Origin of the sequence: Chelatococcus sp. CO-6, from assembly GCF_001271345.1 — a bacterium.
GTDB classification, from domain to species: domain Bacteria; phylum Pseudomonadota; class Alphaproteobacteria; order Rhizobiales; family Beijerinckiaceae; genus Chelatococcus_A; species Chelatococcus_A caeni.
On the sequence record NZ_CP012398.1, the window covers coordinates 858,717 to 877,285 of the forward strand.

22 protein-coding genes are annotated in these 18,569 nt (G+C 68.7%); 3 read left to right on the top strand and 19 right to left on the bottom strand.

Features of this window, described 5'->3' with window-relative positions:
• Positions 1 to 9 precede the first annotated feature (9 nt).
• The 3 genes from fliN (at position 10) to flhB (ending at position 2,654) form a co-directional block, all read left to right on the top strand.
• Entirely contained in the window at positions 10 to 399 is a 390-nt protein-coding gene (gene fliN / locus AL346_RS04145; protein ID WP_019402927.1) for a flagellar motor switch protein FliN, read from the top strand.
• The gene (locus AL346_RS04150; RefSeq protein ID WP_019402928.1) at positions 399 to 1,451 is read left to right on the top strand and encodes a flagellar motor switch protein FliG; all 1,053 of its coding nucleotides are present in this window, start codon (positions 399 to 401) and stop codon (positions 1,449 to 1,451) included. Before fliN ends, AL346_RS04150 begins: the two co-directional genes overlap by 1 nt.
• Positions 1,452 to 1,538: 87 nt before the next feature.
• Positions 1,539 to 2,654 carry a flagellar biosynthesis protein FlhB gene (gene flhB / locus AL346_RS04155; RefSeq protein ID WP_019402929.1) on the top strand — a complete coding sequence of 372 codons (1,116 nt, stop codon included), beginning with the start codon at positions 1,539 to 1,541 and terminating at the stop codon, positions 2,652 to 2,654.
• A 15-nt stretch (positions 2,655 to 2,669) separates the two neighbouring features.
• Here the strand turns inward: flhB and AL346_RS04160 are convergent, their stop codons facing one another.
• The 19 genes from AL346_RS04160 to AL346_RS04250 form a co-directional block, all read right to left on the bottom strand.
• Entirely contained in the window at positions 2,670 to 3,155 is a 486-nt protein-coding gene (locus tag AL346_RS04160; RefSeq protein WP_019402930.1) for a hypothetical protein, read from the bottom strand.
• A complete protein-coding gene (locus tag AL346_RS04165; protein ID WP_019402931.1) occupies positions 3,152 to 3,523 on the bottom strand; it encodes a DUF6152 family protein in 372 nt (123 codons plus the stop codon). The genes AL346_RS04160 and AL346_RS04165 overlap by 4 nt, the downstream gene beginning before the upstream one ends.
• 146 nt (positions 3,524 to 3,669) lie before the next feature.
• Positions 3,670 to 4,440 (bottom strand): flagellar type III secretion system pore protein FliP, encoded by a 771-nt coding sequence (fliP, locus tag AL346_RS04170; RefSeq protein WP_019402932.1) that lies wholly within the window; start codon positions 4,438 to 4,440, stop codon positions 3,670 to 3,672.
• A gap of 14 nt (positions 4,441 to 4,454) precedes the next feature.
• Positions 4,455 to 4,934, bottom strand: coding sequence for a flagellar basal body-associated FliL family protein (locus AL346_RS04175; protein ID WP_019402933.1), 480 nt, complete (start codon positions 4,932 to 4,934; stop codon positions 4,455 to 4,457).
• A 45-nt stretch (positions 4,935 to 4,979) separates the two neighbouring features.
• Entirely contained in the window at positions 4,980 to 5,696 is a 717-nt protein-coding gene (flgH, locus tag AL346_RS04180) for a flagellar basal body L-ring protein FlgH (protein ID WP_019402934.1), read from the bottom strand.
• Entirely contained in the window at positions 5,696 to 6,202 is a 507-nt protein-coding gene (locus AL346_RS04185; RefSeq protein WP_156332677.1) for a MotE family protein, read from the bottom strand. Before AL346_RS04185 ends, flgH begins: the two co-directional genes overlap by 1 nt.
• A gap of 88 nt (positions 6,203 to 6,290) precedes the next feature.
• Positions 6,291 to 7,403, bottom strand: coding sequence for a flagellar basal body P-ring protein FlgI (gene flgI, locus AL346_RS04190; protein WP_019402936.1), 1,113 nt, complete (start codon positions 7,401 to 7,403; stop codon positions 6,291 to 6,293).
• Complete coding sequence (gene flgA, locus AL346_RS04195; protein ID WP_040404804.1) at positions 7,400 to 7,885, bottom strand: flagellar basal body P-ring formation chaperone FlgA; 486 nt, start codon at positions 7,883 to 7,885, stop codon at positions 7,400 to 7,402. The genes flgI and flgA overlap by 4 nt, the downstream gene beginning before the upstream one ends.
• Positions 7,886 to 7,902: 17 nt before the next feature.
• Entirely contained in the window at positions 7,903 to 8,691 is a 789-nt protein-coding gene (flgG, locus tag AL346_RS04200; protein WP_019402938.1) for a flagellar basal-body rod protein FlgG, read from the bottom strand.
• A gap of 10 nt (positions 8,692 to 8,701) precedes the next feature.
• Positions 8,702 to 9,031: a flagellar hook-basal body complex protein FliE gene (locus AL346_RS04205; RefSeq protein WP_019402939.1), complete on the bottom strand. Its 330-nt coding sequence runs from the start codon at positions 9,029 to 9,031 to the stop codon at positions 8,702 to 8,704.
• Positions 9,028 to 9,450 (bottom strand): flagellar basal body rod protein FlgC, encoded by a 423-nt coding sequence (flgC, locus tag AL346_RS04210; protein ID WP_019402940.1) that lies wholly within the window; start codon positions 9,448 to 9,450, stop codon positions 9,028 to 9,030. The genes AL346_RS04205 and flgC overlap by 4 nt, the downstream gene beginning before the upstream one ends.
• A complete protein-coding gene (gene flgB, locus AL346_RS04215) occupies positions 9,450 to 9,833 on the bottom strand; it encodes a flagellar basal body rod protein FlgB (protein WP_019402941.1) in 384 nt (127 codons plus the stop codon). The genes flgC and flgB overlap by 1 nt, the downstream gene beginning before the upstream one ends.
• 82 nt (positions 9,834 to 9,915) lie before the next feature.
• A complete protein-coding gene (locus AL346_RS04220; protein ID WP_026015267.1) occupies positions 9,916 to 10,485 on the bottom strand; it encodes a transglycosylase SLT domain-containing protein in 570 nt (189 codons plus the stop codon).
• A complete protein-coding gene (locus tag AL346_RS04225; RefSeq protein WP_157672254.1) occupies positions 10,436 to 11,743 on the bottom strand; it encodes a flagellar hook-length control protein FliK in 1,308 nt (435 codons plus the stop codon). Before AL346_RS04225 ends, AL346_RS04220 begins: the two co-directional genes overlap by 50 nt.
• A 44-nt stretch (positions 11,744 to 11,787) precedes the next feature.
• Entirely contained in the window at positions 11,788 to 13,188 is a 1,401-nt protein-coding gene (locus tag AL346_RS04230; RefSeq protein WP_019402944.1) for a hypothetical protein, read from the bottom strand.
• Positions 13,185 to 14,411, bottom strand: a complete 1,227-nt coding sequence (locus AL346_RS04235; RefSeq protein WP_053193305.1) for a flagellar motor protein MotB — start codon at positions 14,409 to 14,411, stop codon at positions 13,185 to 13,187. The genes AL346_RS04230 and AL346_RS04235 overlap by 4 nt, the downstream gene beginning before the upstream one ends.
• Positions 14,408 to 15,043 (bottom strand): hypothetical protein, encoded by a 636-nt coding sequence (locus AL346_RS04240; RefSeq protein WP_019404748.1) that lies wholly within the window; start codon positions 15,041 to 15,043, stop codon positions 14,408 to 14,410. The genes AL346_RS04235 and AL346_RS04240 overlap by 4 nt, the downstream gene beginning before the upstream one ends.
• The gene (fliF, locus tag AL346_RS04245) at positions 15,043 to 16,674 is read right to left on the bottom strand and encodes a flagellar basal-body MS-ring/collar protein FliF (RefSeq protein ID WP_019404749.1); all 1,632 of its coding nucleotides are present in this window, start codon (positions 16,672 to 16,674) and stop codon (positions 15,043 to 15,045) included. Before fliF ends, AL346_RS04240 begins: the two co-directional genes overlap by 1 nt.
• 222 nt (positions 16,675 to 16,896) lie before the next feature.
• Positions 16,897 to 17,835 carry a flagellin gene (locus AL346_RS04250; protein ID WP_019404750.1) on the bottom strand — a complete coding sequence of 313 codons (939 nt, stop codon included), beginning with the start codon at positions 17,833 to 17,835 and terminating at the stop codon, positions 16,897 to 16,899.
• Between the last annotated feature and the right edge of the window lie 734 nt (positions 17,836 to 18,569).

Genomic DNA, 18,569 nt, shown 5'->3' on the forward strand with positions numbered 1-18,569 from the left:
AGTGATCGAATGAACCAGAAGTCGGACGACGACTTTGACGGGCTCGGCGAGCCCGCCTCCCACGACGAGGCCCTGTTCGCCCAGGGCACCGAGCCGCGCAAGGCGACGGGCAAGGACGAGCCGCTCGGCGGCCCGCGCAACCTCGACACCATCCTGCGCATCCCGGTCGTCATGCAGGTGGTCCTCGGCTCGGCGACGATGCCGGTCGCGAACCTCATGAAGCTCGGCCGCGGCGCTATCGTGCCGCTCGACCACCGGGTCGGCGAGCCGGTCGACGTCGTCGTCAACGGCCGTGTCATCGCCCGCGGCGAGGTGGTCGTGGTCGAAGACGACAATTCCCGCTTCGGCGTGTCGCTGACCGAGATCGTCGGCCCGCCCGGATCCGAGCTCGGCAGCTGATGGCGGCGACGGCAATCCCCTCGAAGGCGGCACCGCAACCGATCGTGCCGCGCGGGACGCTGACGCGCGGCATCGAGAAGGTGGCGGCGCTGCTGCTCGCCATGGAGAAGCCGACCGCCGGCCGGCTGCTCACGCATTTCACGTCCGAGGAGATCAAGGAGATCACGCGCACGGCGGCCGAGCTCGGCCCCATTCCTGCGCCGCAGATCGAGGCCCTGGTCGAGGAATTCGCCGCTCAGTTCGCCACCGGCAAGAACCTCTTCGGCACGGCGAGCGAGGTGGAGAAACTGCTGCAGGGCGTCCTGCCGCCCGAGCAGATCGCCGAGATCATGTCGGGCCTGATGGGCAACTCCAACCGCTCGATCTGGGACCGCATCTCGAACGTCTCCGAGAACGTGCTCGCGAGCTACCTCCTCAAGGAACACCCGCAGACGGCGGCGCTCATCCTCTCCAAGGTCAAGCCCGCCTGCGCAGCCAAGGCCATGGGCCAGCTGCCGCAGGACATGCGCAACGACATCATGCGCCGCATGCTGACCTTCAAGCCCATCGTCGACGAGACGATGCGCATCATCGAGCGCACCATCCACGAAGACTTCATGCTGAACTTCTCGCGCAACGCGGGCGCGGACACGCACGCCAAGATGGCCGACATCATCAACAAGATGGAGCGCGACCATATGGAGGACGTGCTGAACTCGCTCAGCGCCACGCGGCCGAAGTCGGCGGAGATCCTCAAGGGCCTGCTGTTCACCTTCGACGACATCGTCAACCTCACGCCGGCGGCGCGCACGCTGCTGTTCGACCAGATCCCCAACGACAGGATCGTGCTGGCGCTCAAGGGCACGGACCAGTCCTTCCGGGAGATCATCCTGTCCGCGCTCGCCTCGCGCGTGCGCCGCATGGTGGAGCACGAGCTCAACGGCCGCGAGCCGGCCGCCCAGCGCGACGTTCTCGAAGCGCGGCGCTCCATCACGGACCTGGCGCTCGAGCTCGCCGGGCGGGGCGAGATCGACCTCAACCCCGAAGGAGACGACGACGCCTTCATTCGCTGAGCCGGCCACGCGGGCGCCGCGGGCGGGGGAGCACGGCCGGACGGTTCCGGCCGGCGGAGCGAGTGAGGGTGCCGCCAGGCGCGCGCCATGGCCGAGCAGCCCGATCAGGACAGCAAGACCGAAGAGCCGACCGAGAAGAAGGTCCGCGACGCGCTCGACAAGGGCAATGTGCCCTATTCGCGCGAGACGTCGATCTTCGCCTCGCTCGGCGCGATCCTGATCGCCTTCTCCTTCCTGACGCGGGACAACGGGGCTCGGCTCAGCGAGCGGCTGACGCGCCTCGTCGACACGCCCGGCGGGTTCTCGCTGGCGACTGGCCACGACGCATCCGTTCTGATGCAGGCCGTCGTCTGGGACGCGGGCCAGTTCGTCCTGCCCATCATCGTCGTCATCGCCATCGCGGGCACCTGCGCGTCCCTCTTCCAGAACGCCCCGCGCGTCGTTGGCGAGCGCATCCAGCCCAAATGGCAGCGCATTTCGCCGAAGGCCGGCTTCAAACGCATCTTCGGCAAGCAGGGATTTGTTGAATTTTTCAAATCCTTGTTCAAGTTCACAGTCGTCGGCCTGGCGTGCGTCATCCTGCTGGGCTCGGAGCAATCACGGGCGATAAATGCCATGTTCACCGATCCGAGCCTCCTGCCGGAAACCCTGCTGACCATAGCTCTCCGGCTCGTCTCGGCCGTCTGCGTCGCCACCATCCTGCTCGTCGCCGCCGATCTCGTGTGGGCACGCCTGCGCTGGCACCGCGAGCTGCGCATGACGCGCCAGGAGGTGAAGGACGAGTTCAAGCAGGCCGAGGGTGATCCGCTCATCAAGTCGCGCATGCGCTCCATGGCGCTCGACCAGTCACGCAAGCGCATGATGGCCTCGGTGCCGATGGCGACCGTGGTCATCACCAACCCGACCCATTTCGCCGTCGCCCTGCGCTACGTGCGCGAGGAAGGTGGCGCGCCCCTCGTCGTCGCCAAGGGCCAGGACCTCATCGCCCTCAGGATCCGCGAGATCGCGACCCAGCACGACATCCCGATCATCGAGGACAAGCCGCTCGCCCGCGCCCTCTACGACGCCGCGGAAGTCGACCGCATGATCCCGCCCGAGTTCTTCAAGGCCGTCGCGCAGGTGCTCTACTACGTCTACACCCGCGAAGGCGGCAACGGCGCCCAGCCGCGCCCGCACAGCATGGACCGCCCCCTGCTGAAGTAAGCCGGCAGGCTCGTTTCACAGAAACCCGATCCACCGCCCCGCGACGACAGCGCCGATCCAGGTGACGAGCGACAGCGCCGCCGCGAGCCGCACGCCGGCATGAACCGGCCCGCCCGCCGCGGCCGCCTGCCAGGAGCTCCGGCGGCGCAGCAGCAGCGCGTTGGCGATGCCGATGGCGACGAGGCCGAGCTTCGTCAGGAAGGCCGGGTTCGCGACATATTCCGCCGGCCGCACCGAGAACAGGAGCATGCCGGTCAGCACGGCGAGCGCGACGCCGGCCGCCGCGATACGCGCCAGGAAGGGCGCCAGCACCGCGAGCGGATGGCGCCTGAAGAGGCCGAGCAGCCGCAGATCGAGCGGCACGATGGCGCCGATGATGAGCCCGATCGCGGTGATATGCGCCGCATTGACGAGGAGATAGGCGAGGCTCGAGCGCCGCAGCAGCACCGCGCCCGGCCAGGCGGCGAGCGCCTGCAGCGCCTCGCTGAAGAGGTCGCTCAATTGGTCCTGATGCGTTCGGGATAGATGTCGTAGGTCTTGCCGCCCACGGTGATGCGCACGGCCTTCATCCGCTTCTCGCCCGCATCCTGCGACCGGTTGCCGATGGCGACGATCTCGTCCCCGACCTTGGCCGAGCCTTCGACGAAGCCCGCCCGCTCCGTCTGGCGCGGGTTGCCGAGCTCGACGCGCCACACGCCGTCGGAGGCCGTCTCCACGTCGAGCGTCGGGTGCGGCGGGCCGATATAGATGTCGCGGATCGTGCCCTTGAGCTCGATCTGGTCCGCATCCGCCCATGACCAGCCGTGATGGGCTGCGGCGCCGGACAGGACCGGGAGGGCGAGCATCGATGCCGTGAGGACGCGCACCATCAGGATACGCGCTAAGGATCCGGCAGACAGCTGCGGGCCCATGGTGCACTCCCCTCCCACCGGTTACGATGGCCGCAAACGGTAGGGAGGGCACGGCAGCCGGTCAACGCCCGGCCGATCAACTATCGGCGAGCGGCGGGAGGGGGTCAGAAGAAGGACCGCACCAGCCCGCCGATGAGCATGTTCCAGCCGTCGATGAGGATGAAGAACAGCACCTTGAACGGCAGGGCGATCACCGTCGGCGGCATCATCATCATGCCCATGGACATGACGAGCGTCGCGACGATCATGTCGATGACGAGGAAGGGCAGGAGGATGAGGAAGCCCATCTCGAAGCCGCGGCGCAGCTCCGAGATCATGAAGGCCGGGATGACGATGCGCAGGTCGATCGCCTCGCCCTCGGCGCGCGGCGCGAAGGAGCCGGCGGCGAGGTCGTCGAAGAGCTGCAGGTCCTTCTCGCGCACGTGACGCAGCATGAACTCGCGGAAGGGCGCCGAGACCTTCTGGTAGGCCTCCTCGTGCGAGATCTGGTTCTCGGTGAGGGGCTTGAGGCCCTCCTCCCAGGCTTTGTCGAAGGTCGGCGCCATGACGTAGAAGGTCATGAACAGCGCGAGCGAGATCATCACGATATTCGCCGGCGTGCTCTGCAGGCCGAGGCCCGAGCGCAGGAACGACAGGGCGATGACGAAGCGGGTGAAGCTCGTCACCATGATGAGCAGCCCCGGCGCCAGCGACAGCACCGTGAGCAGCACGATCATCTGCACGATGCGGCCGGTCATCGCGCCCTCGCCGCCCGGCAGGAGCTGGCCGAGGTCCGGCAGCTGGTTGTTGGCCTGGGCGAAGGCGGCACCCGCCATCAGGGCGACGATCGGCAGGGCGAGCCCTGCGGCGAGGAGCGGTCGACAACGCAACTTCATGGACCGGGTACCCTTCACTGCACGATCATCGTCTCGATGAGCAGCTCGCGCACGCGCCCGTCGGCGCGCACCCGGGCCCGCTCGTTGAGGTCTTCGCGCAGGTGCTGCAGACCGCTCGGCCCCTCGATCTGGGCCAGTGTCAGCGTCTTCACATAGGCCATCATGTCCTGGCGGATCTCGCCGCTCATGACGTCCGGATTCTCGATGGTGCCGTTGTCGAAGATGATGGAGGTCTCGAGGCGCACCCACACGTCGGCCGGCTCGGAGAGGTTCGCCACCACCGGCTCGAGCGTCTTGATGACGGTGTTGCCGGAATATTTGAGGGGCCGCGACGCGCTCTGCGCCGCTTCCTTCTCCGCATTGGCGAGGCGCTTGACGGTATTGGCGAGGTGGATGCCCGACAGGCTGCCGACGCCGAGCGCGATCAGCGTCAGCATGACGAGCGCGGGGAACCAGCGCTCGCCGCCGCCCCCCTCCTTCTTCCGCTTCTTCATCAACGGCGCCCGCGCCATGTGCCTGCCTCTCGCCTGCCTGCCGCGTCAGAACGGCACGATGAGATCGTAGATCTGGTGCCCCAGCGCCGGCTGCTGCACCTCCATGCTGCGCCCGCGCCCGCCATAGGCGACCCGCGCCTCGGCGATCTTGTCGTAGGCGATGGTGTTGTGACGCGAGATGTCGGACGGCCGCACGATGCCGGCGATGTTGAGGACGCGCAGCTCGTAGTTGACGCGCACCTCCTGCGAGCCGCTGATGAGCAGGTTGCCGTTCGGCAGCACCTCCGTCACCACCGCGGCCACCGTGAGCCGCAGCTTTTCGGAGCGGTCGATCTGGCCCTTGCCCTTGGTGTTCGAGCGCGAATTGATGGCGAGATTGCCGAAGATCGAGTCGCTCGTGGTGCTGTTGCCGTAGCCGAGGTCGAGGCCGAAGTTGACGTTCGAGTTGCGCGAGCGGTCGCTCTCGTTGTCGAACTGGGCCTTGTCGTCCATCAGGATGGTGACGGTGATGACATCGCCGACCTGGCGCGCGCGCGGGTCGGCGAAGAGGTCGCGCGTGCGGCCGGACCACAGCGAATGATAGCTGCCCGGCCGCTTGTAGGCGGCATAGGCCGTCGTCGGCAGCGGCTCGCGCTGCACGTTGAGGCCGTAGCCCACCGGCGTCATGTTGGGCTCGCGCCCGATCTCGTCCACCTTGACGGCGCAGCCGCCGGCGAAGAGCGCGAGGAGAACGGCGAAAGTGCCGCAAACGGTCGTCTTCATCACGATTTCTCCGCCGCCCGCTCGCGCGGTGCGCTGTCGATGAGCGTGCCCGTGAGCTGGGCGGCACGCCCCGGCTCCATCTCGTTGAGGATGGCGCTGGAGATGCGCGGGTTGAGCCTGGCGATGATGGCGGCCGCCTTTTCGTCCTTGAGGCTGGCGAGTTGCTGGGCGGCGGCGTCCGGCCGCATGCGGCTGAAGATGGCGACGAGCCCCTCGTCCGCCTGCTTCAGGAATTCGTTGCGCCGGCGCAGCCATTCCTCGTATTCGGCGCGCTTCTTCTCCAGCTGGACGATGCGCTGCTCGATGTCCTTCTCGAGCGAGGAGAGCGTCTGCATCTGCCAGGCGAAGCGGGCGTCCGCCGCCGCGTCCGCCACATTGGCGCAATAGGGATTGGCACGGGCTGCCTCGGCCTGGGCACGCGCCGTCTGCACCGCATCCTGGGCCGCGGCTCCACCGCCGAAGCCGGCAATCGCAACCGCAACGGTGATCGTGGCGAACATGCGCATGATCAGCGACCTTTCTGCCCTGCCGCACGGGTTGACCATGTCTTCCCGCATCCTCTTTCCGCCTGTCCCTTCGCGCCGCACGCGGGCCTCACTGCACGACGAGGTCGGCCTGCAGGGCGCCCGACGTCTTGATGGCCTGCAGGATGGAGATGATGTCGCTCGGCTTCAGGCCGACCTGGTTGAGGCCGCGCACCAGCGTCTGCAGGTTGGATCCCTCGATGATGCCGACGCGTCCCGTCTGCTCGCGCGCCTGGATCTCGGTGCGCGGCACGACCACCGTCGCCCCCTCCGCGAACGGCTCCGGCTGCGAGACCATGGGCGTTTCCGTGACCCGGACCGTCAGGTTGCCGTGGGTGACGGCGACGGTCGAGATCTGCACGTCGGCCCCGATGACGACGGTCCCCGTGCGCTGGTCGATGACGACGCGCGCCGGCGTATCCGGCGCCACCCGCAGCTCGCCGATCTCGGCGATGAAGCGCGCCGGGTTGATGTTGGCCGGCCGCTCCAGGACGACGCTGCGGAAATCGCGCTCGCCGGCGACACGGCGGCCGAAGCGGCGCATGGAATAGGCGTTGATCGCGTCGGCGATGCTCGCCGCCGTCCGGAAATCCGGATTGTGCAGCTCGAGCACGAGCCGCCCGATGTCGCGCAGCCCGCCGGGCACCGTCCGCTCGACGAGCGCGCCGTTCGGGATGCGCCCGGCCGTCGGCACGCCCTGGGTCAGCGTCTCCGCCTCGCCCTGGGCGGAGAAGCCGGACACGGCGATCGGCCCCTGGGCGACGGCATAGACCTGGGCGTCGCCACCCGTCAGCGGCGTCACGAGCAGCGTGCCGCCGCGCAGCGACGTCGCATCGCCCATGGAGGACACGGTGACGTCGATGCGCGAGCCGACACCGGCGAAAGCCGGGATGTTGGCCGTCACCATCACCGCCGCGACGTTGCGCGTGCGCAGGTTGCTGCCGCGCACGTTGACGCCCATGTAGTCGAGCATCGACTGCAGCGACTGCTCGGTGAAGGGCGAGTTGCGCAAGGTGTCGCCCGTGCCGGACAGGCCCATGACGAGGCCGTAGCCGATGAGCTGATTGTCGCGCACGCCCTGGATGCTGGCGATGTCCTTGATGCGCGTCGCGGCCGGCGCCGGCCCGGCAAGGGTCAGCGCACCGGCGAGACAGGCCGCGATGGCGAGCACGAGCCGCTTCATGGCATGCCCACCCGGATCGACCCGTCCGGCTGCACGATGCCCGAGACGATGAGCCCGCTGTCGACGTTGCGCACGCGAATGAACTCGCCGGCGCCTGCCGACTGCAGCGGCGTCGCGAGCGCGGTGATGACGAGCCCCTCCGCCTCGAAGACGAGACGCGCGGCAACGCCGCGCTTGACGATCTCGGGCTCGCTCACCGCGTTGTAGGGGATCGGATTGCCTGGCAGGAGCACGCGCCGGGCGCTCTTGCCGATCACCTGCCGGGCGTCTTCCACCGTGGCGAAGCGCGCCGTGTAGCCGGGCGGGAAGGCCCGTTCGGTCAGCATGCTCTCGGTGATGACGTCGCCCGGGCGGATGGTCGCCGCCGGCACCGGCAGCATGTCGGCCAGCGCAAGGGCCGGCGCGAACGCCGCCAGCACGGCGGCGAGGCCGGCCAGGAGCCTGGTCTGGCCGAACATGCGCGATGCCGTGCCGGTTGCCATGGTTTTCAGGAGCCCGATCAACGGATGCCCTTGGAGACGGTGGCCGCCATCTCGTCTGCGGCCTGGATGACCTTCGAGTTCATCTCGTAGGCGCGCTGGGCGCTGATGAGCTCGGTGATCTCCTTCACCGGATCGACGTTGGAGGCCTCGAGATAGCCCTGCAGGATCCTGCCGTAGCCCGGATCGCCGGCGACGCCGAGGACGGCGTCACCCGAGGCGGTCGTTTCGCGATAGAGGTTGTCGCCGAGCGGCTCGAGGCCCGCATCATTGGCGAAATTCGCCATGACCAGCTGACCGAGCTCCTGCGGTGCGTCCTCGCCCGCCACCTTGGCGAAGACCTGGCCGGTGGCGTTGACCGAGACCTCGATGGTGTTTTCCGGCACCACGATGTTCGGCTGGACGAGGTAGCCCTCGATGGTGACGAGCTGCCTGTCGGCATTCTTGTTGAAGGAGCCGGCCCGCGTGTAGAGCAGTTCGCCGTCCGGCCCCGTGACCTGGAACCAGCCGCGGCCGTTGATGGCGAGGTCGAGCTCGTTCGTCGTCTGGGTCAGCGGCCCCTGGCGGTGCACGTAGCGGATGGCCGCCGCCCGCACGCCGAGGCCGAGCGTCGCCCCTTCCGGGATCGGCGCCGTATCGGCGACGTTCGGAATGCCCTGCATCCGCTCGACCTGGTAGAGCAGGTCGGCGAATTCGGCGCGCGCCCGCTTGTAGGCCGTGGTGTTGATGTTGGCGATGTTGTTGGCGATGACCTCAACATTGGTCTGCTGGGCGTTCATGCCCGTCGCCGCGATGGCGAGTGCTCTCATCGGATCCTCCTCAGATCGCCATCCGGCTGATTTCCTGGTACGCCGAGACGACCTTGTCGCGGATCGCGATGGCCGTCTGCAGCGTCTGTTCGGCCGACATCACGGCCTGCACGACCTGCTGGACCGAGGCCTGGCCCTGGATGCCGGAGAGAGCCGTCGCCTCGCCGGTGCGCATGGTCTCGACCGCCTGGCCGGCGACCTGGGCCAGGATCTCGCTGAAGTTCGTCGTCTGGCGCACGGTCGCGGCGGCGTTCACCGCCTGCATCGCCGAGAGCCGCGCCTGGGAGATCGATTGCGTGCCGCCGAGGTTCGACGTCAGGGACGAGATCTGGTCAATCATGAGGAGCTTCTCAGCAGGTCGATCGTCATGGAGATCATCGAGCGCGCCTGCTTGATCATCTGCAGGTTCGCCTCGTACGAGCGATTGGCCTCGCGCATGTCGGCCATTTCGATCAGCATGTTGACGTTGGGATATTTGACGTAGCCGTCCGCATCGGCGGCCGGGTTGCCCGGCTCGTACTGGACGCGGAACGGCGCCTTGTCCTTGCCGACGCGGTCGACCTTGACGGTCGCGGCGCCGAGGGCACGGTCGAGCTCGCCCTTGAAGGTGACGGTCTTGCGCGCGTAGGGATCGGCCCCGGCAGCCGAGCCGGTCGACTGCGCGTTGGCGATGTTCTCGGAGACGATGCGCAGGCGCACCGACTGGGCCTCGAGCCCCGCGGCGGAAAGGCGGGCGGAAGCCTGTAGCGGGTCGATCATCAGGATCCCTTCACGCTCATCAGGTACATGCGGTGGAAGGACCGCACGATGTTCGTGTTCAGCGAATAGCCGCGGTTGATCTCGGAGGCCTTGAGCATCTCCTGCTCGACGCTGACGCTGTTGCCCGAGTGGACGACCTCCCAGCTGTCGCCCTTGCCGACCTTCGTCGTCTTGGCGCCCGCCTCGTCGATGCTGATGTGCCGCGCGTTGGTGGCGGCGAGCGTCAGGCGCGTCTTGTCCATGACCTCGTCGAAGGGCACGACGTCCCGCGCCTTGTAGCCGGGGGTGTTGACGTTGGAGATGTTGCCCGAGACCGTCGACTGCCGGACCGAAAGCCAGTCGGCTTGGCGGGCCGCGACCTTGAAAAGATAGACAGGGTCCAACAGAACGCCTCCTACTGTCGAATGCCGAGGCGTTTATAGGTCGTTAACCTTGCACGAAGCTGTCTGGGGTCTTCCCCGGGGCTCAGCCGCAGAAGCTGCGGGCGTTCGGCGTCCACGCGCCGAAGCCGACGGCGACGAGGTTGGCGATGACACGGCAGACGTAGCGCTTCTGCGCCGCGTCGTTGTTCGGCCCCGCGTGATAGCGCGCCACCGCCATCGTCCAGGTTCCCTCGCGCTCTTTCAGCTCCTTGAGGAAGCGGGCCGCATATTCCACGTTGCGACGTGGATCGAGCATGCTTTCGAGCGAGGGGAAGCGATCGCTGTGGTAGTGATGGTTGATCTGCATGCAGCCGAGGTCGATCAGCTTGATGCCGTCACGGCGCGCTTCGTGGAAGCGGCGCACGGCCGCCCGCGCGTCCGGCGCGAAATAGGCCGTGCCGTGGATGTTCATGGCATAGGGCTGCATGGAGCCGCGCCGGCCGGTTTCCGTCAAGCCGACGGCATAGAGCACGCCGACCGGCACCCCGTACTTGGCGGCGGCCCGGGTGATCTCGCCTTCGCAGACGGAGCCGCCGCTGGCGGAAGCCCCCGCGCCGGCGCTGCTAGAGATAGATGCCGCCGCCGCTATCGCGATCAGAAGCCCGGCCCGCATGGCCATCGCCTTCTCCCTCACGCCGTGACTCGCGGGCCTGCTCCTCGCCCTGCGACGAGGACGCACCGCGCCCGCCACCGGAAGCCTCGCCATGGAACGCCTGCTGGCCGGCCGCCGACTGCTGGCCGCCGCCCTGCAGCGACTGGCCCGAGCCGGTATCGGCCGAGCTGATCTGGAGAGTCATCACCTCGGGCCGGTATCCGGCCGCGCGCAGAACGTTGGTCAGCGCCTCGCTGTCGTTCTGCAGCATCTGCACGGTGCGCGCGTCGCTGGCACGCATGTGCACCTCGATGCCGTCGCCGACGAGCCGCATGCGCACGCTCACGCTGCCGAGATCGGCCGGATGCAGCTGGATGTGCAGGACCCGGACCGGCCCAGCCGCCTGCTGTCCCGGCTGGGCCTTATGCGCCGCCGCCGTCGCCGCACCGGATTGCGCATTGCTGGACGACAGGCTGCGGACCTCGCCGGCGAGCCGCTCGCCGAGCCGCTGCAGGGTGGGAGCCGGCAGCCCCTCCCCTTGCCCGGCCCCGGTTCCGGTGTTCTGCACCTCGATCTTCGCGGCGCGCAGCGAAGCGGTTTCAGCCACTGGCACGGCCTGGCGCCGGCCCTCGCGCAGGCTGGCCGGCGGCGAGCTTTCGACGCGCCCCTTCAGCCGCGGCAGCGCCTCCTCGACCGGCTCGCCCTCGCCTGCCTGCGGCTTCACCGTGCCGACGGGCTCGAAATGTGTCTCGCGCCCGACCACCGTCATCTTCGGCAGGGGGCGCTCCTTGGGCTGTGGCGCAATATCGACGCCGAAGCCCTGCTTGGTGTCGGCAAGCCGCTTCGCCGTGGCGGAGCGCTCGTCGACGTCGGCCTCCGGCTCGACGCCCGCCGCACCCTCGGGCTCCGCTCCGGCCTGTTTCGCCGGGGCCCGTTCCGCCGCCTGCAGGGCCGCTCCCTCGGCGACTGAGCGGGCCTGCCGTGCGGCCGCCTCGGCGCCGTCGCCCGCCTTTCCTTCCGCACCGTCCAGCAGCACATCGGCACCGTCGCCTTCGGCCGGGAGCGGATCGGGGGAAGCCGCGTCGTCGCCGGCGCCCGCCGCTTCCCCGAGCCGCTCCACCAGCGCTCGCAGCGTTCGCGCGGGCATGGCCTCGGCGCGGCCATCCTCCCGGGCCGCCGGGCCGCGCGCTCCCGCGCCCTGCACCTTCTCGAGGAGGGCGCGGAACGCATCTCCATCCTGCTTGCCGTGCGCCTCGCCCTTGGCGCCGTCGGCCGCCACGTCGCGCTGGGCCGGCATGCGCAGGAAAGACGGATCGAGCATCGTCATTCTTTGCCTCCCTGGACTCCCTCGAGCAGGGCGTCGACCGCCCCTATGAGCTCCTGCGCCCGTGTGATCGTAGGCGTCGGCTGCTGTACGACGGATGTTGGAACGGGCGCCGGTCGTGCCGGCTCCTCCGCCTGCACCGCCGGTCGAGGACCGGCGGGAGGCGATGCCGTGCGTTGCGGTGCCGGAGCCGAAGCGGGCCGCCCTCTCGGCGCCGGTCCGGGCGCCGCAGCACCGGCCGCCGGCGCGGCCCTCTCGCCGGTGCGGGCCTGCCCGGGCTTCGCCTTCGGATCGGCTGTCGCCTGCGGCGCTGGTGCGATCGGCTCGTCGGGCTCCGCCGCCTCCGGCAGGGCGGCCGGCCACTGCCGGATATGCCGCGCCAGCCCTTGCGCGATGTCGAGCAGCTCGACGTCGGCCGCCGACAGGCGCGTCCGGTCGATGCGGCGCAGCTCCGCGCGCGCTTCGTCATAGCCGGCTTCCGTCACGATCATCGCCGCGGCCTGGTAGAGGCGCGCCCGCTCGGCCGGCTCCTCGCCGGGAGGCGAGAGCGCCAGCGCCTGCTGGGCCGTATGGATCGCCGCCTCGATGCGGCCCTCATAGACCGATGCGCGCGAAACGAGCAGGTAGAGGTCGCGCCGGGTCGCGGGGTCGAGGCTCGAGAGCATCCCGTCGAGACGGCCGAACCGTTCCCGATCCTTCGTGAAGTCAAGGCGCGTCAGGGCCGCGGCGAAGCGCTGCTGGAAATTGCCGGCATAGACCGAATGCCGGTAGCGGCGCATGTAGCGCTCCGCCAGCATCTCGAAACGATCGAGGTCGCCGAGCTGGCTGGCGACGAAGATCTCGCGGCGCATGGCCGCCTCCTCCACCAGCGTTCCCGGCATCAGCAGACGGGCGACGGCCAGCATCTCCATGGCCTCGGCCGGCTTGTCGCGCACGAGCAGCGCCGCCTTGACGAGGGCGATCTGCCCGCCGAGCCCCGGCGCCAGGCCACGCGGCGCCACCGGCTGGAGCAGGCTGCGCGCCTCGTCCTCCCGCCCCTCGACATAGGCGAGCGCGCCGAGGAGCAGCCGCTCGTCCACATTGGGCCGCAGCTCGAAGCCGAGGAGATGACGGATGACGCTCGGCTGGCCGCCGCTCAGCAGGTAGACGACGGCGGCGCGCGCGTTCCGCGGCTCCTGCCAGACCGTCGCCGGCGCCGCCATGAAACGCTCCTCGATCAGCTTGAGCAGCGCACGCTGACCCGTATGAGCTGCCGTCGAGCCTGCCGCGATCTGATCCTGCATGCGCTGCAGCGTACGCACGAGCTCATACGGCTGCGCCTCCACCTCCTCGCCCACGGCCGGTACGGCCACGGCAAGCGCGATGAAGCCGGCAAGAACGGTTGCGGCCAGCGCCCTCACGGGCTCTCCTCCTTGAGGAGGATCTCGATGCGCCGGTTCTCCGCCGCATTCGGATCATCGGGAACCTTGAGAAGACGGTCCGCGTGACCCTCCACCCGCTCGACCCGGCTGTCCGACAACCCGCCACGCACCAGCATGTAGACGGCCATGTGCGCGCGCGCCGTCGACAGGCGCCAGTTGTCGTAATCCGCCGAGCGGAAGGGGCGGCCATCGGTATGCCCGCGCACGACGACCTTGCCCGGACGCTTCGACAGCGTCTCGGCGATGCGTTGCATGATGCGGACCACCTGCGGCTGCGGCTCGGCCGAGCCGATGGCGAACATGCTGAAATTGGCCTCGTCGGTGAGGCTGATCAGCGTGCCCTCGCCCGACTTCTCGATCTGCAGATGGGGCACGGCCGCCCCCTCGCCGGAGAAGGCCGCCTGCAACTCCTGCCGAAGGGCCGCCAGTTCGTCGCCGGCCTCGGCAACCGCAGCAGCCTTTTCACCGGCCGCGCTCTCGCTCGTCGCGGCCGGGACGCCCGCCGCATCGCGCGCCAGCGCGTCCGGCTTGGCCGCTTTCGGCGTCTCGTTCACGGTGCGCGGCTCACCAGGGGTTTCCTCGCGCGCCGGCCCGAGCGGCACCGTTCGCCAGTAGGTCGGATCGAAGGGATCGCGATGGGCCTCCCCGCCGGTGATGCCGATCTCCGCCGTCTCGCCCATGACAAGGTCGACGCTCGTCGGCACCGGCTTCGGATCATTGGTCGCGGCCGCCTCGGACGCGAGCTGCGCCAGGATGGCGTAGGGGTCCTGGAAGAGGGCGCTGTCCTTGTACTTGGCCTGGGGTGCCTGCGCGCTGCGGTTGGCCGTGCCCTCCCCGGCGCTCTGCCCTGGCTCCCGGGCCTGGCGGCCGTCGTTGTTGCCCGCGCCCGGCCCCTGGCCGGGCTGCACGTTGAGCGGCTGGCCCTGGTTGTCGGGCTCGCCCGAGGGGTGGCCGACCGTCGGGTCGCGCAGCCCCTTCCGGTCCGTGACGCTGTCGGCGAGCTTGAGCGGGTTGAAGTATTTCGCGACCTCGCTGCGCGTCGTCTGGTCGGTCACGTTGATCAGCCACATGACCAGGAAGAAGGCCATCATCGCCGTCATGAAGTCGGCATGGGCGATCTTCCACACGCCGCCGTGGTGGGCTTCCTCTTCGTCGAGCTGGCGCCGGACGAGGATGATTTCGGAAGGGGTCTTGTCGTTCATGACGCGTCCTGCCCAACGGCTGTCGCAAGCTCGGCCGCCCAGTCGGCGAGCCGCGTTTCGATGACCGTGTCGTCGGCGACGACACGCACGTCCGGGCCGGCCCCGGCCACGAAGCGGACGGAGGCCGCGAGATCGCCGAGGTGGCTGCCGAGTGCCGCGGCGAGGTCGTCCGACGCGCTGATCTCGATCAGCTCGTGGCGCGTCGTCTCTGCGAGCGTGCGCACGGCATCGGCGAGCGCGGCGAGCGAGCGCTGGCGCTGGGCCTGCTCCAGGAACGGTGTCAGCGTCCGCGCAAGGGCGGCGGAAAGCCGCGACTGCATGGCGTCGAAGGCGGTATGGATCGTCCCGGCAAGGGCCTCCCCCTCCGTTCGCGCCCATTCCGCCCGCGCGGCGGCCAGCTGCTCCTGGAACTGCTCGCGCTCCACGCGCAGCTTGTCCTCCCAGGCGGCCTCGGCGGCGGCCCAGCCTTCGTTGCGTCCCTTGTCGAGCGCCTGGGCGATCATGACCTCCGTGTCACGCGTCGGCGGCTGCACGAAGGGCGGAGGCCCGGCACGCCGGGGCGCCGGCTGTGGCAGCCGGCGCTCCTCCGCGTCGAAATCGATGAGAAAGCTGACCAGGGGCGGTCGCGGCATCAGGCGGCATCCTCCTGATACAGCCACTGCTTGAGGATGGCCGCCGCCTGTTCCTCACTGAACTCGACCATCTGCTCCAGGCGCCGCTGCGGCGACTGGTTCATGCGGATGGTCAGCTCCTCGATGAGATTTGCGCCTTCGGCCGGGCCGGCGAGCTGCGGCACCTCCGCCCCCGGCGGCAGGGCCGGGTCGCCTGCCGCTGCGGCCACCTGCGTCTCCTCGGCCGGCGGACGGGCGAGGATGGCGGTGACGGCCGGCCTCAGGCCGAACCAGATGACGAGCAGCGCGACGACGAGAATGGTCGCGGCATTGATGAAGTTGCCGGACTGGCGCACCAGGAGCTCGCCGATGCCGATGGGCGGGACAGGCTCCAGATTGCGCGAATCGGCGATGAAGCTGACGGACGACACCTTGACCTGGTCGCCCCGGTCCGTGACCGTTCCCGCCGCCGATGCGACCAGCTGCTCGATCTCGCGGATCTGCTGGTCGATGGCCGCGTCGTTCGCCCCCTCGCCGGCGAGGGACGCGAGGCGCTCGCGGTTGACCAGCACCGCGATCGACAGCCGCTCGACGCGGTAGCCGTCCCGCACGGTCTCCACGGTCTTGCTGGAGATCTCGTAGTTCGTGACCTCCTCGCGCCGCTGGTTGTCCTCGCTCGACACCTCGCCGCCGTTGGCCTGCACCTGCTCGTTGGGCAGGTTCTGCTGCACGGTCGCCGGGTTCTGGTTGTTGCTGTTCTGCGAGACCTCGGTCTCGCGGATGGTGCGGATCGACCGCTCCACCCGCGACTCGGGATCGTAGATCGTCTCGTTGGTGCGCGTGCGGTCCGTGTTGAGGCGGGCGGCGACACTGACCTCGAAATTGCTGAGGCCGAGATAGGGAACGAGGGTCTTGCGGATGTTGTCCTGGATCTCGAGGCTGACGGTGCGCTCGAGATTGGCCATCCGCCCCGTCGCGGCGCTGGCCGCGTCGTCGCCGGCGAGCACCAGCGTGCCATCGGTGTTGAGCACCGTCACCCTGTCGATCTGCATGCCCGGAATGGCGGCTGCGACGAGGTGGCGGATGGCGCGCGCCGGCGTGACGCTGTCGGCCGTCTCCGTGCGGATGACGACGGAGGCGGAGGCGGGCTGCTCCTCGCGCCGGAAGGAGCCGCGGTCCGGCAGCACGATGTGCACGCGCGCGGCCTTGATGCCGCTCATCGTCTGGATGGTGCGCGCGAGTTCCCCCTCGAGCGCACGCACGCGCGTCACCTCCTGCATGAAGGAGGTGAGGCCGAGCGAACCGAGGTCGTTGAACAGCTCATAGCCGGAGTTGGCGCTCTGCGGCAGGCCCTTCTCGGCGAGCAGCATGCGCGCGCGGGCCGTGTTGCCGTAGTTGACGAGCACCGACGTGCCGTCGGCGCTGACGTCGAAGGGGATGCCGGCGTCCTTGAGGACGGCGCCCATGCGCGACACGTCCTCGCGCGTCAGGCCCGTGTAGAGCGGCTCCTGCTGGGGCCGGCTGAGATAATAGGCGCCGAGGCCGACGACGAGGAAGACGGCAAGGCCGATGAAGCCGAGCGCGATCAGACGCCGCGTCCCCAGTTCCCGGATGTTGGCCCAGAGCTGTTCGGCCTGTGCGCGAGAGGTCATGAACTGCTTCTTGCTCCTGCCAAAAGTGCTCTTGTCGCCCTTGCCGCGCGGACCGCTGCGGCTTTGGGCGAGAGGCGAATGCCCCGCATCCCACCGCGACGCTGCGGCGCACAACGCCGCATTGTGGTGCCGCAGTCTCGCCCGCGAACCTTGTCCGGAGGTTGCAAAGAAAAAGGCCGCGCCCGGTGGGCGCGGCCTTTCGCATTCGGCAAGGCGTCAGTATTAGCCGCGGAACAGCGACAGGACGTTCTGCATGGAGGAGTTGGCGATGGAGAGCGCCTGGATGCCGAGCTGCTGCTGCACCTGCAGCGCCTGCAGCTTGGTGGATTCCTCTTCCATGTTGGCGTCGACCAGCTGGCCGATGCCGCGCGTGATGGCGTCCGACAGCGCGTTGACGAAGTCGTTCTGGATGTCGACGCGGTTCTTGATCGAGCCGAGGTAGGACGCAGCGTCCGTCAGCTCCTGCAGGGCATCGTCGACAGCCTGGGTCAGGCCCTCGAGGTCGGCGAGGTCGTTGGCCTCGTTCGTCACGCCGGAGATGTCGAAGTCGGAGACCGACGTGCCGGCGATGTTGCCGCCCGCCGAGAAGCCGGCGCTGCGGTCGAGGTCGAAGATGCCGAGGTTACCGTTCGCATCGAACAGGTGCATCTTGGAGATGTCGATGTCGATCTTGTCGATCGTCACGACACCACCAGCGCGCGAGAACGAGGCGACAACGGCGCGGATGTTGTTGTAGTCGGCAGCGCTCGAGTCGACGTCGAGCCAGTTTTCGCCGTTGAACACCGCCGACGAGGCAGAGGCCTTGAGCTGGTTCTGCAGGTCCGAGATCTCGGTCTGCACCTTGGCGCGGTCGACACCGGCGTCACGGGCAGCGACGAGCTTCTTCTTGATCTCGGTGACGATTTCCTTCGTCGTGTCGAGCGCGGTGTACATGGTGTCGATGGTCGCGGCACCGAGACCGATGGCGTCCTTCACGGCCGAGAGGGCGGCGTTGTCGGACTTCATGGTGGTGGCGATCGACCAGTAGGCGGCGTTGTCCGACGCCGTCGACACGCGCAGGCCCGTCGAGATGCGGTTCTGCGTGCCGGCGAGGTTCTTGTTGGTGGCCGTCAGCGTCTGCAGGGCAGTCATCGCCGAGGCATTGGTCAGCAAGCTGGACATGGCTTTCGTCCCTTCACAGTAGGATGTGGATTGTTTCAAAGGGACATGCCGGGCTCACACCGGCATAGCGAAGCGGCTTCATGCCTTTGAGGGGCGCCGCGGCACAGCGCAGCCTCAATCCGCTATAGGTGAGCCGAGATTAGAAGGGCAAGCTTGTGCGAGGCTTGCGTGGTGGCGGGTGCCGGCACTGCGGGACACAGGGAGCCGATCATCCCTGCCACCCTACATACAAACATCCAGCCTATGACAGCACTGAGCCAGCTATATGTCGTCATGGCCGGGCTTGTCCCGGCCATCCACGCCCCCCAACGTTGCCCGACGGTTCAAGGCGTGGATGCCCGCGACGAGCGCGGGCATGACGCCGGGAACCGCCGTTCAGGTATCTTGGCTGGGAGTGCAGCACACCCTGCCTATTCGTCTTGGCCGGGCTTGTCCCGGCCATCCACGCCCTCCAACGTTGCTCGAGGTTCCAGGGCGTGGATGCCCGCGGCAAGCGCGGGCATGACGCCGGAAACCGCCGTTCAGGTATCTTGGCTGGGAGTGCAGCACACCCTGCCTATTCGTCTTGGCCGGGCTTGTCCCGGCCATCCACGCCCTCCAACGTTGCTCGAGGTTCCAGGGCGTGGATGCCCGCGGCAAGCGCGGGCATGACGATGGGGAAGTGCTGCGCTTCGCAACCCCCGCTCCGGCATCCGTCAATCGAACCGCCGCGCAGCCGTGGCGGATACTTATGG